The 12,572-nt window shown below is 75.4% G+C and carries 13 protein-coding genes and 1 pseudogene; all 14 read right to left on the bottom strand.

Annotated features, from left to right (window positions below; translation table 11 throughout):
- Nucleotides 1–71 precede the first annotated feature (71 nt).
- Nucleotides 72–470 carry a response regulator gene (locus VG276_22755; GenBank protein ID HEV8652132.1) on the bottom strand — a complete coding sequence of 133 codons (399 nt, stop codon included), beginning with the start codon at nucleotides 468–470 and terminating at the stop codon, nucleotides 72–74.
- 73 nt (nucleotides 471–543) lie between these two features.
- The gene (locus VG276_22750) at nucleotides 544–1,491 is read right to left on the bottom strand and encodes a bifunctional riboflavin kinase/FAD synthetase (GenBank protein HEV8652131.1); all 948 of its coding nucleotides are present in this window, start codon (nucleotides 1,489–1,491) and stop codon (nucleotides 544–546) included.
- Nucleotides 1,491–1,637 carry a hypothetical protein gene (locus tag VG276_22745; protein ID HEV8652130.1) on the bottom strand — a complete coding sequence of 49 codons (147 nt, stop codon included), beginning with the start codon at nucleotides 1,635–1,637 and terminating at the stop codon, nucleotides 1,491–1,493. Before VG276_22745 ends, VG276_22750 begins: the two co-directional genes overlap by 1 nt.
- Nucleotides 1,634–2,563 carry a tRNA pseudouridine(55) synthase TruB gene (gene truB, locus VG276_22740; GenBank protein ID HEV8652129.1) on the bottom strand — a complete coding sequence of 310 codons (930 nt, stop codon included), beginning with the start codon at nucleotides 2,561–2,563 and terminating at the stop codon, nucleotides 1,634–1,636. The genes VG276_22745 and truB overlap by 4 nt, the downstream gene beginning before the upstream one ends.
- A 13-nt stretch (nucleotides 2,564–2,576) precedes the next feature.
- On the bottom strand, nucleotides 2,577–3,602 hold the full coding sequence (locus VG276_22735; protein HEV8652128.1) for a DHH family phosphoesterase: 1,026 nt from the start codon (nucleotides 3,600–3,602) through the stop codon (nucleotides 2,577–2,579).
- The gene (gene rbfA / locus VG276_22730) at nucleotides 3,599–4,015 is read right to left on the bottom strand and encodes a 30S ribosome-binding factor RbfA (GenBank protein HEV8652127.1); all 417 of its coding nucleotides are present in this window, start codon (nucleotides 4,013–4,015) and stop codon (nucleotides 3,599–3,601) included. Before rbfA ends, VG276_22735 begins: the two co-directional genes overlap by 4 nt.
- Nucleotides 4,016–4,025: 10 nt before the next feature.
- Nucleotides 4,026–4,319: a DUF503 domain-containing protein gene (locus VG276_22725; GenBank protein ID HEV8652126.1), complete on the bottom strand. Its 294-nt coding sequence runs from the start codon at nucleotides 4,317–4,319 to the stop codon at nucleotides 4,026–4,028.
- 27 nt (nucleotides 4,320–4,346) lie between these two features.
- Complete coding sequence (gene infB, locus VG276_22720; GenBank protein HEV8652125.1) at nucleotides 4,347–6,092, bottom strand: translation initiation factor IF-2; 1,746 nt, start codon at nucleotides 6,090–6,092, stop codon at nucleotides 4,347–4,349.
- A gap of 1,164 nt (nucleotides 6,093–7,256) precedes the next feature.
- Nucleotides 7,257–7,337 (bottom strand): annotated as a pseudogene (locus tag VG276_22715) (translation initiation factor IF-2 N-terminal domain-containing protein).
- Nucleotides 7,334–7,768 (bottom strand): YlxR family protein, encoded by a 435-nt coding sequence (locus tag VG276_22710; GenBank protein ID HEV8652124.1) that lies wholly within the window; start codon nucleotides 7,766–7,768, stop codon nucleotides 7,334–7,336. The pseudogene VG276_22715 and the gene VG276_22710 overlap by 4 nt, the downstream one beginning before the upstream one ends.
- A gap of 14 nt (nucleotides 7,769–7,782) precedes the next feature.
- Nucleotides 7,783–8,859, bottom strand: a complete 1,077-nt coding sequence (gene nusA, locus VG276_22705; GenBank protein ID HEV8652123.1) for a transcription termination factor NusA — start codon at nucleotides 8,857–8,859, stop codon at nucleotides 7,783–7,785.
- A gap of 55 nt (nucleotides 8,860–8,914) precedes the next feature.
- Entirely contained in the window at nucleotides 8,915–9,373 is a 459-nt protein-coding gene (rimP, locus tag VG276_22700; protein HEV8652122.1) for a ribosome maturation factor RimP, read from the bottom strand.
- A gap of 520 nt (nucleotides 9,374–9,893) precedes the next feature.
- Nucleotides 9,894–11,393 (bottom strand): EsaB/YukD family protein, encoded by a 1,500-nt coding sequence (locus VG276_22695; protein ID HEV8652121.1) that lies wholly within the window; start codon nucleotides 11,391–11,393, stop codon nucleotides 9,894–9,896.
- Nucleotides 11,390–12,572, bottom strand: a 1,183-nt coding sequence (eccCb, locus tag VG276_22690) for a type VII secretion protein EccCb (protein ID HEV8652120.1), incomplete at its 5' end; no start/stop codon positions are given. The genes VG276_22695 and eccCb, both read right to left, overlap by 4 nt.

Below are 12,572 nucleotides of genomic sequence, written 5' to 3'. Positions count from 1 at the left end.
CTGCGCACTTCTGCCGAGAACCGGGTCTGGGGCTCGAGCGGCGAAGCGGCAGCCCCGGCGCTCTTCCAGGCTCAGTCCCTCGGGGTGGTCGCCTCGGTGGTGCGGGCCAGGAAGTGGAGGAGCCGCAGCAACTCGTCGGGATCGAACGGCTTGGTCATGTAGTGGTCCACACCCGCGCTCCAGCCGGCGAGCGCGTCCTCGCCAGACGTGCGGGCGGTGAGCATGACCACCTTGAGCGCGTGCCGGGAGAAGCTGCGGCGCAGGACCTCGACCACCTGGTAGCCGTCCATCCGCGGCATCATCACGTCCAGGACGACCACGTCCGGGGGGTTCTCGGCCACCGTCTCGAGGCACGAGGGCCCGTCGGCCACGGCCTCGACCTCGAACCCCTCCGCCTCGAGGAAGACGACGAGCATGCCCCGGATGCCGTCGTCGTCGTCGCACACGAGGACCTTCGGGCCGCTCGCCACCCGTCCACCTCCGCTCGTCCGGACGTCCTGCGAGTTGCATCGGCAGGTCCCGGTCCGTGCTGAACGAGCCGGCTCAGGACGCGGCGGGCGCGCCGAGGAGCTTCCGGCTCTGCCGGATGTCCTCCTGCATCTGGGTTACCAGCTCGTCGACGCTGGCGAAGACCTCCTCGCCGCGGAGCCGGTGCTCGAACGAGACCGACACCCGGCGGCCGTACAGGTCGGCGTCGTAGTCGAGCACGTGCGCCTCCACGCGGAGCTCGGTGCCGCCGAACTGCGGGCTGACGCCGACGTTGGTGACCGCCGGCAGCCAGGTGCCGTCCCCCGGGGCGACGTGGCCGGCGTACACGCCCATGGCGGGCAGGGCGAGGCGGGTGGGCACGCCGACGTTGGCGGTCGGCACCCCCAGCGTCCGGCCGCGGCCGTCGCCCCGGTTGACGTGGCCCTCGAGGGCAAAGGGACGGCCGAGGGAGCGGGCGGCGGCCTGCACGTCGCCACGGGCCAGCTCGGACCGGATCCGGGTCGACGAGATCACCTCGCGTCCGTCGGTATGGAGGGTGACGCCCACGGCGTCCACGCCACGCTCCCGGCCCAGCGCCGCGAGCAGCTCGATGTCGCCCTGGGCCTTGTGGCCGAAGCGGAAGTTGGCCCCCACCACCACGGCGCGGGCGCCCATGACCTCGAACAGCACCCGGGTGGCGAACTCGCGGGCCGGCACCTGGGAGAGCTCCAAGGTGAAGGGCAGGACCAGGACGACCTCGACGCCAGCCTCGCCGAGCAGGGCGACCTTCTGGCTCAGGGTGGTGAGCAGCAGCGGGTGGCTGCCCGGCCGGAGCACCTCCATCGGGTGGCGGTCGAAGGTGACCGCCGCGGCCGGCACGCCCCGGGCGGCCGCCTCGCGGGTCACGTGGCCAAGCAGCGCCTGGTGGCCGCGGTGCACCCCGTCGAACATCCCCACCGTGACAACGGTGGGGCCGAGCCCGGCCGGCACCTGGTCGAGCCCGTGGTAGAGACACACCGTCATCAGCGCCCCACCTGCCCGCACGCCGCCCCGGGCGCGCCCGCCCGCGCCCGGCGCCCCTCCCCCCCGGGCACCGCCTGGGGTGCGCCCGCCCGCGCCCGGCGCCCCTCCCCCCCGGGCACCGCCTGGGGTGCGCCCGCCCGCATCATGCGAGCACGACCTTGGGGCGGGCACGGCCCGAGCCGTCCTGGATGACCGCGACCAGGTGGCCGTCCGGGGCGACGGCCGCGACCGGAGCGTCCAGGCCGGTCGGGGCGATCGTGCGGCCGGTGGCGAGGGCGGCCGCCTCGTCGGCCGAGACCGACCGGACCCCGGCCGGGGCCATGGCGGCGGCCGGGTCGAGCACGGCCGTGGCCAGCTCTCCCGTTGCCGCGAGTGACTCCAGCCGGTCGAGCGGGTACGCGGCCTGCTCGGTGAAGCCGCCCACCGCGGTGCGGCGCAGGGCGGCCAGGTGAGCCAGGCAGCCCAGGGCGCGGCCCAGGTCGGCGGCGAGCGCGCGCACGTACGTGCCGCCGGAGCAGGCCACCTCGACGGTGGCCAGCGGCCGGTGGCCGGGGACGAAGTCGACCAGGTCCATGGCGTGCACGGTGATCGGGCGGGCCGCCCGCTCGACGGTCTCACCCCGGCGCGCCTTGGCGTAGAGCCGCTCGCCGCCCACCTTGACCGCCGAGACCATGGGCGGGACCTGCTCGCCGGGCCCGACGAACCCGGCCAGGGCCTGCTCGACGGCCGCCCGGTCAAGCGCAGACGCGTCGGTGCTGGCCACGACCCTCCCGGCCGCGTCGAGCGTGTCGGTCTCCGTGCCGAACGCGACCGTGGCCAGGTAGCGCTTGGGCTCCATGGGCAGGTAGGGCAGCAGGCGGGTGGCCCGGCCGAGCGCGACCACGAGCACGCCGGTCGCCGGCGGGTCGAGCGTGCCGCCGTGCCCGACCCGGCGCTGCCCGGCCAGGCGGCGCACCCGCGCGACCACGTCGTGCGAGGTCATCCCGGCCGGCTTGTCACACACGAGCACGCCGTCGGTGGTCGCCGCCCCGCCGTCCCGGGCCCGACCTGGGACTGCACCCGCCGTGGTCACCGCGCCGGCCTGCCTACCCGACCAGCGGGCGGGCGGCCGTCGCGCCGGCCTCCTGCCCGGTCAGGGCCTCGACGATGGACCAGACGGTCTTCTCGACCCCGAGCTGGGAGGTGAACCCGGCCGCGAACGCGTGCCCGCCGCCGCCGAACCGGGTGGCCAGCTCGCCGACGTTGGTGCCGCCCTTGGAGCGGAGGGAGACCTTGTGGGCGCCGTCGGGCTGCTCCTTGACCACGGCGGCCACGTCGCTGGCGGCGTCGGTGCGCACCAGGTCGATCAGCCCCTCGGTCTGGTCCATGTCGACGCCGTGGCGGGTCAGGTCGGCCAGGGTCACCGCGGTCCACACCAGCGACGCCTCCGGGACCTGGGCGATACGGCCGAGCACGTCGGCGGCCAGGCGCAGGTAGCCGATGTCGTTGGTCTCGAACAGCGTCTTCGACACCTCGTACTGCTCCACGCCGGCAGCCAGCAGCTCGGCGGCCAGCAGGTGGGTCTCCGGGGAGGTGGCCTGGTACTGGAAGCGCCCGGTGTCGGTGACCAGGCCCGTGTACAGGCAGGTGGCGATCTCCTTGTCGAGCGGGAGGTCCAGGCGGCGGAGCAGCTCGCGGCAGAGCACGGCGCTGGCCGGGGCGGCCGGGTCGATGAGGTTCACGTCCCCGAACCGGGTGTTGGACGCGTGATGGTCGATGACCACGGTCGTGGCCGCGCCCTCGAAGGCGGGGACGAGGCTGCCGAGCCGGTCCAGGGAGCCGGCGTCGAAGCAGACGAGCAGATCCGGGTTGGCCGGCACTCGCGCGGGCGGGATCAGCCGGTCGAGCCCGGCGAGGAACCGGTACTGCGGCGGGACCACGAACGGCTCGGAGAAGCTCACGACCGCGTTCCGGCCCGCGTTCTCCAGGCCGCGCTGCAGGGCCAGGGCCGAGCCGAGGGCGTCCCCGTCCGGGTTGAGGTGGCAGGAGACCACCGTCTGGCCGGCCCCGGCGATGGCCGCGGCCGCGGCCTCCCATTCCTCCTGGCTGATGGACTCGGGCCTGGTGGTCATCGCTGCGACCCCTCCTGGTTCGGGGCGATCCCGGCCGCGGGCTCGGGGGCCTCGCCGCCGTCGTCGGTACCCAGCTCGGCAAGGAGCCGGTCGATCCGGGCGCCACGGCCAGGCACGTCGTCGAGCTGGAATTCTAGCGTCGGGGCGTGGCGGAGCCGAACGCGATGGGCCACGTAGGTCCGCGCCCGGACGGTGGCCTCGCTGAGCGTGGCTCCGGTCGCCGCCTGCTCCTGCTCGCCGCCGAGGACGGTCCAGAAGACGGTGGCGTGACGGAGGTCGCCGGTCATGCGCACGTCGGTCACGGTCACGAAGCCGAGCCGGCCGTCGGCCTGCTCCGCCTCGACCCACTCGCTGACCAGGCGCCTGACCGTCTCGGCCAGGCGCCTGGCGCGTGGGTAGCTTGGGGTTGCCATCTCGTCTCTCTCAGCCGTCCTCGGGTCCGTACAGGGTGATCGTGGAGTCGAGCAGCTCGACGCCGGGGGTCCGCTCGGCCTCGCGCTCGGCCGAGATCAGCACCCGGCGGGCATGGAAGCCCTCGCCGGCCACCGTGGCCACGGCCAGGGTGGCCCGCTGGCGCAGGTCCTGGTGGTCGACCTCGGCCACTGCGCAGTTGAGCCGGCGCAGGGCGGCCGAGAGCGACTTGATGACCGAGCGCTTGTCCTTCAGCGAGGTCGCGTCGGTCAGGCGCAGGTCGAGGCGGAGCAGGGCGACGAACATCTGGAAGGCTCGGCTCCTGGCGGAGCCTCAGCGTGGGATCTCCACCATCTCGTAGGCCTCGATCAGGTCTCCTTCCTTGACGTCCTGGAAGTGCTCGAGACCGATGCCGCACTCGTAGCCGGCCGACACCGAGCGCGCGTCCTCCTTGAACCTCCGCAGCGAGTCGACCCGCCCGTCGTAGACGACCACGCCGTCGCGGACCAGGCGCGCCTTGGCGCCGCGGGTGATCTCGCCCGAGGTGACGTAGGAACCGGCCACGACGCCCACCCTGGGCACCCGGAACAGCTGCCTGACCTCGGCGCTGCCGAGGGCGCGCTCCTCGAGCTCGGGTGCGAGCAGGCCGCGCAGGGCCTTCTCGATGTCCTCCACGACCTGGTAGATGACCGAGTAGAGGCGGATGTCGACGCCCTCGCGGGTGGCCAGCTCACGAGCGGCCGGGGTCGGCCGCACCGAGAAGCCGATGATGATCGCCCCGGCCGTCGCCGCCAGCGTCACGTCGTTCTCGGTGATCGCGCCGGCGCCCTTGTGGAGCACGCGCAGGCGCACCTCGGGCACCTCGAGCTTGTTCAGCGCGTCGTCGATGGCCTCGACCGAGCCCATCATGTCGCCCTTGACGACGAGCGGCAGCTCCTGCAGCTCGCCCTCCTTGATCCTGGCGAACAGGTCCTCGAGACGAGGCGCCTTGGTCGTGGCGATCTCGGCCTGGCGCTGGCGCGCCTCCCGGGTCTGGGCGATCGAGCGGGCCACCCGCTCGTCGGACACCGCCCGGACCTCGTCGCCCGCGCTGGGCGGGGCCGACAGGCCGAGGACCTGGACCGGGCGGGCCGGCCCTGCCTCGGCGACCTCCTTGCCGTTCTCGTCGAACATGGCCCGGATCCGGCCGAACGCCGTGCCCGCGGCCACCGCGTCCCCGACCTTGAGGGTGCCCCGCCGGACCAGCGCGGTGGCCACCGGACCGCGGCCGCGGTCCAGGTGCGCCTCGATGATGGTGCCCTGGGCGCGACGGTTGGGGTTCGCCTTCAGGTTGAGCTCGACGTCGGCGACGAGCAGCACGTTCTCGACCAGGGTGTCGAGACCCTGCTGCGTCTTGGCGGAGACGTCCACGAAGGCCGTCTTGCCGCCATACTCCTCGGCGACCAGGTCGTACTCGGTGAGCTGCTGGCGGACCCGGATCGGGTTGGCCTCCGGCTTGTCGATCTTGTTGACCGCCACGACGATCGGCACCCCGGCCGCCTTGGCGTGGTTGATCGCCTCGATGGTCTGCGGCATGACGCCGTCGTCGGCGGCCACGACCAGGACGGCCACGTCGGTCACGGCGGCGCCGCGGGCCCGCATGGCGGTGAACGCCTCGTGGCCCGGGGTGTCGATGAAGGTGACCAGCCGGCCGTCCTCGCCGGCACGGACCTGGTAGGCACCGATGTGCTGGGTGATGCCGCCCGCCTCGCCGGCGACCACGTCGGTGTGGCGGATGGCGTCGAGCAGCTTGGTCTTGCCGTGGTCGACGTGGCCCATGACCGTGACCACCGGGGGTCGCGGCTGCAGGTCCTCGTCGCGGTCCGGCTTGGCGTCCTCCCAGCCCTCGATCTCCTCGAGCACGTCGGCCTCGCTCGGGTCGACGATCTCGATGCGGGCACCGAGGTCCTCGGCGAGGAGCAGGACGGCGTCGTCGGACATCGACTGGGTGGCGGTCAGCATCTCGCCCATCTGCATGAGGTGGCGCACCAGGTCACCGGCGGGCCGGCCGAGCCGGTCAGCCAGGTCCTGCACGGTCACGCCCCGCGGCACGCGCAGGACGCCCTCCAGCGAGATGTCGAGCGCCGACTGGCCGATGGTCGGCGCCGGCGACGCCTCGAACTCCTCGCGCCTGCGACCACCCTTGCGCTTCTTCGGGCGCGGGCCACGGTAGCCGAAGCCACCCCGGCCCCCGCCGGGACCGCCACCCGGGCCGCCGCGGCCGCCACCCGGCGCACCGCGGCCGGCGCCAGCACCCGCGCCACCTGGGCGTCCGCCCGGTCCGGGCCGTCCAGCTCCGCCGCCGGGAGCGCCGGGACGACCGGCGCCACCCGCGGGTGGCCGGCCAGGACCGCCGGGACGACCGGCGCCGGGACCACCGCCCGGGGCTGGCCTGCCCTGGCCGGCGGGACCGCCGGGCCGTGGGCCCATGCCGGGCTGGCCGGGCCGGGCTCCGGGCTGGCCCGGCCGGGCTCCGGGCTGGCCCGGCCGGGCTCCGGGCGGGCCCGGCCGCGGACCCATGCCAGGCCGGCCGGGAGCGCCGGGCTGTCCCGGCCGCGGGCCCATCCCGGGCTGGCCCGGACGAGCGCCGGGCTGTCCCGGCCGCGGGCCCATCCCGGGCTGGCCCGGACGGGCGCCGGGCGGCAGGGGGCGGGCGGCAGGCGGCAGCGGGCGGCCGTCACGGCCGACTGGACGGGCACCGGGCGGCAGCGGGCGCACCCCGGGGGGCAGCGGCCGGCCCTGGCCGGGCTGGCCGCCCGGGGGACGGACGCCGGGCGGCAGCGGGCGCACCCCGGGGGGCAGCGGCCGGCCCTGGCCGGGCTGGCCGGCCGGGGGACGGGCGCCGGGCGGCCGCGGGCGCACCCCGGGCGGCAGCGGGCGCACCCCGGGGGGCAGCGGCCGGCCCTGGCCAGGCTCGCCGGGGCGGCCCTGGCCGGGCTGGCCTGGGCGAACCTGGCTGGGACGGGCCTGGCCGGGCTGCGGCTGGCGGCCCTGGGCGGGCGCGGCCGAGCGGCCCTGGCCGGGCGGCCCCTGTCCCGGCCCGGACGGGCTCTCGCCGCCGGACGTCGGACTCCTGCCCGCGGGGCCGGACGCCGGCCTTCTCGGGGACGTCTCAGCCGGGCGGCCACCACCTCGGACCGACGAGCGCAGGCGACTCGCGACGTCCGGCGTCACCGTCGAGGAATGGCTCTTGACCTCCACGCCCATGGTGGACAGCTTCGTGAGCAGGTCCTTGGACGGGACCCCCAGCTCTTTGGCAAGTTCGTAGACGCGCGGGTTGCTCAACCAGTTCTCACTTCCTCTTGATCACTCGACCGGGGGCTGCGCCGCCCGGACCCCTCATCGCCCTGGGGGGGCTCGTCAATGCGCCGCCCCGCTCCCCCGCTCACGCTCAGAGCGGTGCGCAACGCTTCGACGGCGGCCTCTGCCCCGGCCCCGCCTGGCAGCTTCAGCGCGCGGTGCAGGCTGCGCCGCTTGACCGCCAGAGCCGTGCAGGCCGGGTCGCCACACAGGTAGGCGCCCCGGCCGGCGGCCGAGCCGGTCGGGTCGTACCGGATCACGCCGTCCAGCGAACGGACGATGCGGTGGAGGGTGCGCTTGTCCGTGGAGACCCGGCACACCACGCAGGTGCGCTGGGGCACGGCCCTCCGGGCCGTCGCCGGACGACCAGTGGCCGCAGCCACGGGCCCTCCATCCCCACCGGACACTCGCACCATCCGCCGTCTCCTCCTTAACGCCGTGGACCAGGGTCGACATTCCCGCCCGGGGTGGTCAGCCTACCGCCACTCACGGCCGGACGGCCCGACCCTCCCGCTGGCTCGTAGACCCGGTCGGACGTCCGCTCGGCGGCCTGGCTCTCGCTCGAGATGTCGATGCGCCAACCGGTGAGCCGGGCGGCCAGCCGGGCATTCTGTCCTTCCTTGCCGATGGCCAGCGAGAGCTGGTAGTCGGGCACGACCACGTGGGCGGTCCGCTCCGCCTGGTCGATGCGGACCGACTTGACCTTGGCCGGGGACAGCGCCTCGGCCACGAACTGCGCCGGGTCGTCGGAGTACAGGACGATGTCGATCTTCTCGCCCCGCAGCTCGTTGACGACCATGCGCACACGCGACCCGCGCGAGCCGACGCAGGCGCCCTTCGGCTCCACGCCGGGCTCGTGGCTGGTCACCGCGATCTTGGTCCGGTGCCCAGGCTCCCGGGCCACGTTGGTGATCTCCACCATCCCCTGGGCGATCTCCGGCACCTCCAGCTCGAACAGCCGCTTGATGAGGTTCGGGTGGGTGCGCGACACCACCACCCGCAGTCCCCGCGCCGATCGGACCACGTCGGTCACGTAGACTTTGAGGCGGTCGTTGTGCTGGTAGTGCTCGCTCGGCACCTGCTCGGAGTGGGGCAGGTCGGCTTCGACCTTGCCGAGGTCCACGGTGACGTGGCGAGGGTCGCGCTGCTGCACGATCCCGGTGACGATGTCGCCGACTCGCCCCTCGTACTCCCCGAACGTGATGTCGCGCTCTGCCTCGCGCAGGCGCTGGACGATGACCTGCTTGGCGGTCACGGCCGCGATCCGGCCGAAGTCCGACGGCGTGTCCTCCCACTCGCGGATGACACGCTCGTCCTCGTCGAGCTCCTGGGCGTAGACGGTGACCTCGCCGGTGTCGCGGTCGACCACCACGCGGGCGTCATCTGGCGCGTTGGGCTGGCGCTTGTAGGCGGCGGCCAGCGCGCTCTCGAGCGCGCTGATGACGGTATCGAGCGCGATGCCCTTCTCACGCTCCAGGAAGCGCAGCTCGTCGATGGGGATGTTCACGTCGCCGTCCTCTCGTTGCCGGTGCCGACCCGACGCTGGCCCTGCTGACTGGGTGTCACCACGGCAACACAACCTTTCCCCGCACCACGTCGGACAGCGGCACCCGGAGCTGGCTGCCAGCAGCGGAGAGCGTCACCGCATCGTCGTCCACGGCCACCACCACACCCTGCACGAAGGCTGCCTCACCCTCCCCGGCCCCGGTCCGCGTCACCCGCACCTCGTGGCCGAGCTGGCGGCGGTAGTCCCGGGCCGAGTGCAGCGGCCGATCCAGCCCGGGGGTGGTGACCTCGAGGACGTAGCTCCCCGGCACCGGATCCTCGGCGTCGAGGACGTCGGACAGCTCCTTGGAGACCCGCTCGACGACGTCCGCCTCGACCGGCGCGTCGGCGTCAAGCACGACGCTGAGCACCGGGGACCGTCCCCGTCGGTGGAGCTGCGCCTCGAGCACCTCGATGTCGTGACCGGCGGCCACCTGCTCGGCCAGTTCCAGGACACGCGAAGGAAGCGTCGCCACGGTCGCTTACCTCCTCACGCGTCTACGTTGCTGGTCGCCCTCTCGATAGCGGCACCCATACCGGTCTGTCGGCGGGTGGCGTGGCCCGGACAAAATTGAAGTGGGCCAACGCCCACTTCGTTCGAAACACAGGTGTCACCCGCCGCCGACGAACGACAATACCACTCTCGCGCAGTGCGTAGCAACCTGTTCGAGGCTTCTGGCCTGCGCGTTTACCGGACCACCCGAGAGCCGAGCAGCCGCAGCCCGGTCGGCAGCCGGCGGACCGGGCAGCCCCATCCGGGTCGGCAGCCAGCGAGAGCCAGCGAGCCGAGCAGCCCCATCCGGGTCGGCAGCCAGCGGGTGCCGGCCCAGCCGCCGGGCGCACGCCAACCGCGGCGGGTCAGGCCGGGCGGTGGGTGGCCGGGCCGCGGTCGCCCTGCACCGCGGCGGGATCCGGCGGCGGGACCCGGCCGCGGGACCCGGCCGCAGGATCCGGCGGCGGGCGGGTGGCGGGATCCGGCGGCGGGCGGGTGGCGGGTCACTGGGCCGGGGCGCGTCCTGCCAGGTGCGCCAACCCCAGCGCCGGCCAGTCGGACACCAGCAGGACGGCGAGCTCGTACGCCTGCCGCCGCCAGCGCCCGGGCATCCGGTGCCAGGCGAACGGCCCCACCCGCAGCGCGGCCGCCCCGGTGGGCTCGTCCGGGAGCAGGAAGGCGCCGCGCGCCCAGGGCACACGGTCGAGCAGTTGGCCGGCGTCCAGACCCGCCGGTGCCCGGCTCACCACCAACGCCACCGGCCGGCCAGAGCTGGTCTTGGCCCCGAGGGCCGGGCCGAGCCCGGCCCGGCGGCCCGCCCTCGGTTCCAGGGTCGCTCCTGGCGCCCGGTCCTGGGGGCCGGTCACGAGCACGAGCTGGTCGGCGGCTGCGATCGCGGCCCGGGCGGCCGGGACGCCGAGGCCGGGCCCGCAGTCGACCACCACCGCGACTGGGTGGCGCGCGAGCCCGCGCAGCACCCGGGCCCACCCCCGCTCGTCGAACAGGCCCGCGTCGGCGCCGGTGGCACCCGGTCCCCCGGGCCGGGCGGGACCGCTGTGGGGCCGGGCGGTCAGGACCGCCACCCGGGAGCCGGCCCGGCCGAGGGCGGCGCGCAGCTCCGGCCAGGTGAGCGCCGGGTGCTCCAGTACGTCGACCAGGTCGTCGGCGAAGACCTCGGAGTCGAGGGCGAGGACCTCCATGTCAGGGGCGAAGACTGTGGGATCAGGGGCGGGGGCGAGGATCTGGGTGAGGGAACCGGGCCCGGGATGGAGGTCCACCGCCACGGTGGCGTTCTGCCCGCCCGCCAGCGCGGCCGCGAGCAGGGCAGCGACGCTGGTGCCGCCCACACCCGGGGCGGCCGAGAGCACCCCCACGCATGCGCAGCGATCGAGTACCGGCGCGGCCACGGCCGCCTCCAGCCTCCGCCCGTACCCGGTCGCCTGCCAGGCCTGCACGACCCTGGCGCCCGGGCCGCGACCGCAGCCGCCGACCAGCTCGTGCTCGTGACCGGCCCCCAGGACCGGGCGCCAGGAGCGACCCTGGAACCGAGGGCGGGCCGCCGGGCCGGGCTCGGCCCGGCCCTCGGGGCCAAGACCCGGCTCCACCAGCCCGCGGCGGACGAGCGCGCGCAAGGCGGTCACCACCCGCTCGCGCACCGGCGACGGCCCTGGGGGACCTGCGGTCAGGGCCACGCCGGCCAGGGCCGGGTGCGCACTCGGCGGGAGGGCTGCTGGGCGGACCGAGGCCGGGCGGGTGGCGGACGCCTCAGCGCAGAGGGTGAGGACCGCACCGTCTCCAATACCGGAGGCGGCCAGGGACCGCTCCGGCGGCAGGGGGACACCGTCGGCGCCAGCCAGCGACCAGGGCCCCACCACGTCAGGTCCCAGCACCGCGCTGGCCAGCGCGCCGAGCAGGCTGGCGACGGGCATGTCGGCGGGCACGGCGAGGTCGGCGGCACGCCCGCCCGAGGCGGCCACGGTGACGAGCAGGACCGCCAGGCTCACGACGGGCCCGGCCCAGCCGCCGGGGAGGCGGGCGGCACCCAAGCCACGCGGCCCGCCTCGACCGGCACCCCGGGCACCGGCGGGACCGGCTCCTCAGGCACCCGCGGGACCGCCACCCCGGGCACCGGCGGGGCTGGCACCTCAGGCACCGGCGGCGGTTGGTACGCGACCTGGACGAGCCCGCTCAGGGCGTCCGGGCGCACGAGCCAGCCCCGGCCGGGTGGCAGCGGGCCGGCCTTCAGGCCCCCGAGCACGGCGCCCTCCCCGGGGTCACCCCGCATGAGCAGGCCCGGGGTGCCGAGTTCCCGCAGGCGCTGGAACACCGGCTCGAACGCGGTCCGGGCGGTGCCGCCGACCGGCCGGGCGACGACGAGGTGCAGCCCCACGTCCCGTGCCTGGCCGAGCAGGTCGACCAGGGGCGCGAGCGGGTTGCCGGACGGGGTGGGCAGCAGGTCGTAGTCATCGACCAGGATCACGAAGCGCGGGCCGGTCCACCAGTCCCGGGCCAGCAGCTCGCGGCGGGAGAGCGAGGCAGACGGCAGGCGCCCGGCCAGGACGGGGTACAGGTGCCCAACCGCCTCGCTGGCCATGGCGGGCGTGCAGGCATACCCGTCCAGATGGGGACCCTCGGCCACGTCGATCAAGGTCCGGCGGTAGTCGATGACGAGCAGCCGTAGCTGGCCGGGCCCGTACCGCGTGGTCAGCCCCCGGGCCAGGAGCCGCAGCAGGCTGGTCTTGCCGCACCCGGCGTCCCCGAGAACGAGGAAGTGCGGCGCGGCGGTGAACAGGTCGAGCAGGACCGGCTCGAGCCGGTGCTCGTCGACCGCGAACGGCACGCCTGGTGGCCGCTCTGGCCCCGGAGCAGGCAGGTCAGCCTCGCGTACCAGGGCGGGGAGCAGGCGCAGCGGCGGGGCGGGCGGCCCGGAGGGGACTCGGCGTCCGATCTCGGCGGCGGCCCCGGCGAGCCCCGCGTCCCCTCCTGTGTCGCCGACCACGGGCAGGGCGGCCTGGAACTGGAGCCCGGTCGGGGTGAGGCCCCGGCCGGGCAGGGCTGGGAGCGCGGCGGCGGCCGCCCGGCCCAGCTCGGACTCGACAGGGTCGTTGAGCCGGAGCTCGATGCGGCCGCCGAGGTTGTCGCGGAGGGTGGCGCGCAGGTCGGCCCACCGGTTGGCGGCGACG

This window comes from Actinomycetes bacterium, assembly GCA_036000965.1.
Classification (GTDB): domain Bacteria; phylum Actinomycetota; class CALGFH01; order CALGFH01; family CALGFH01; genus DASYUT01.
Note: the sequence above shows the minus strand (reverse complement) of the source record. Positions and strands in the feature narration are given on the sequence as shown.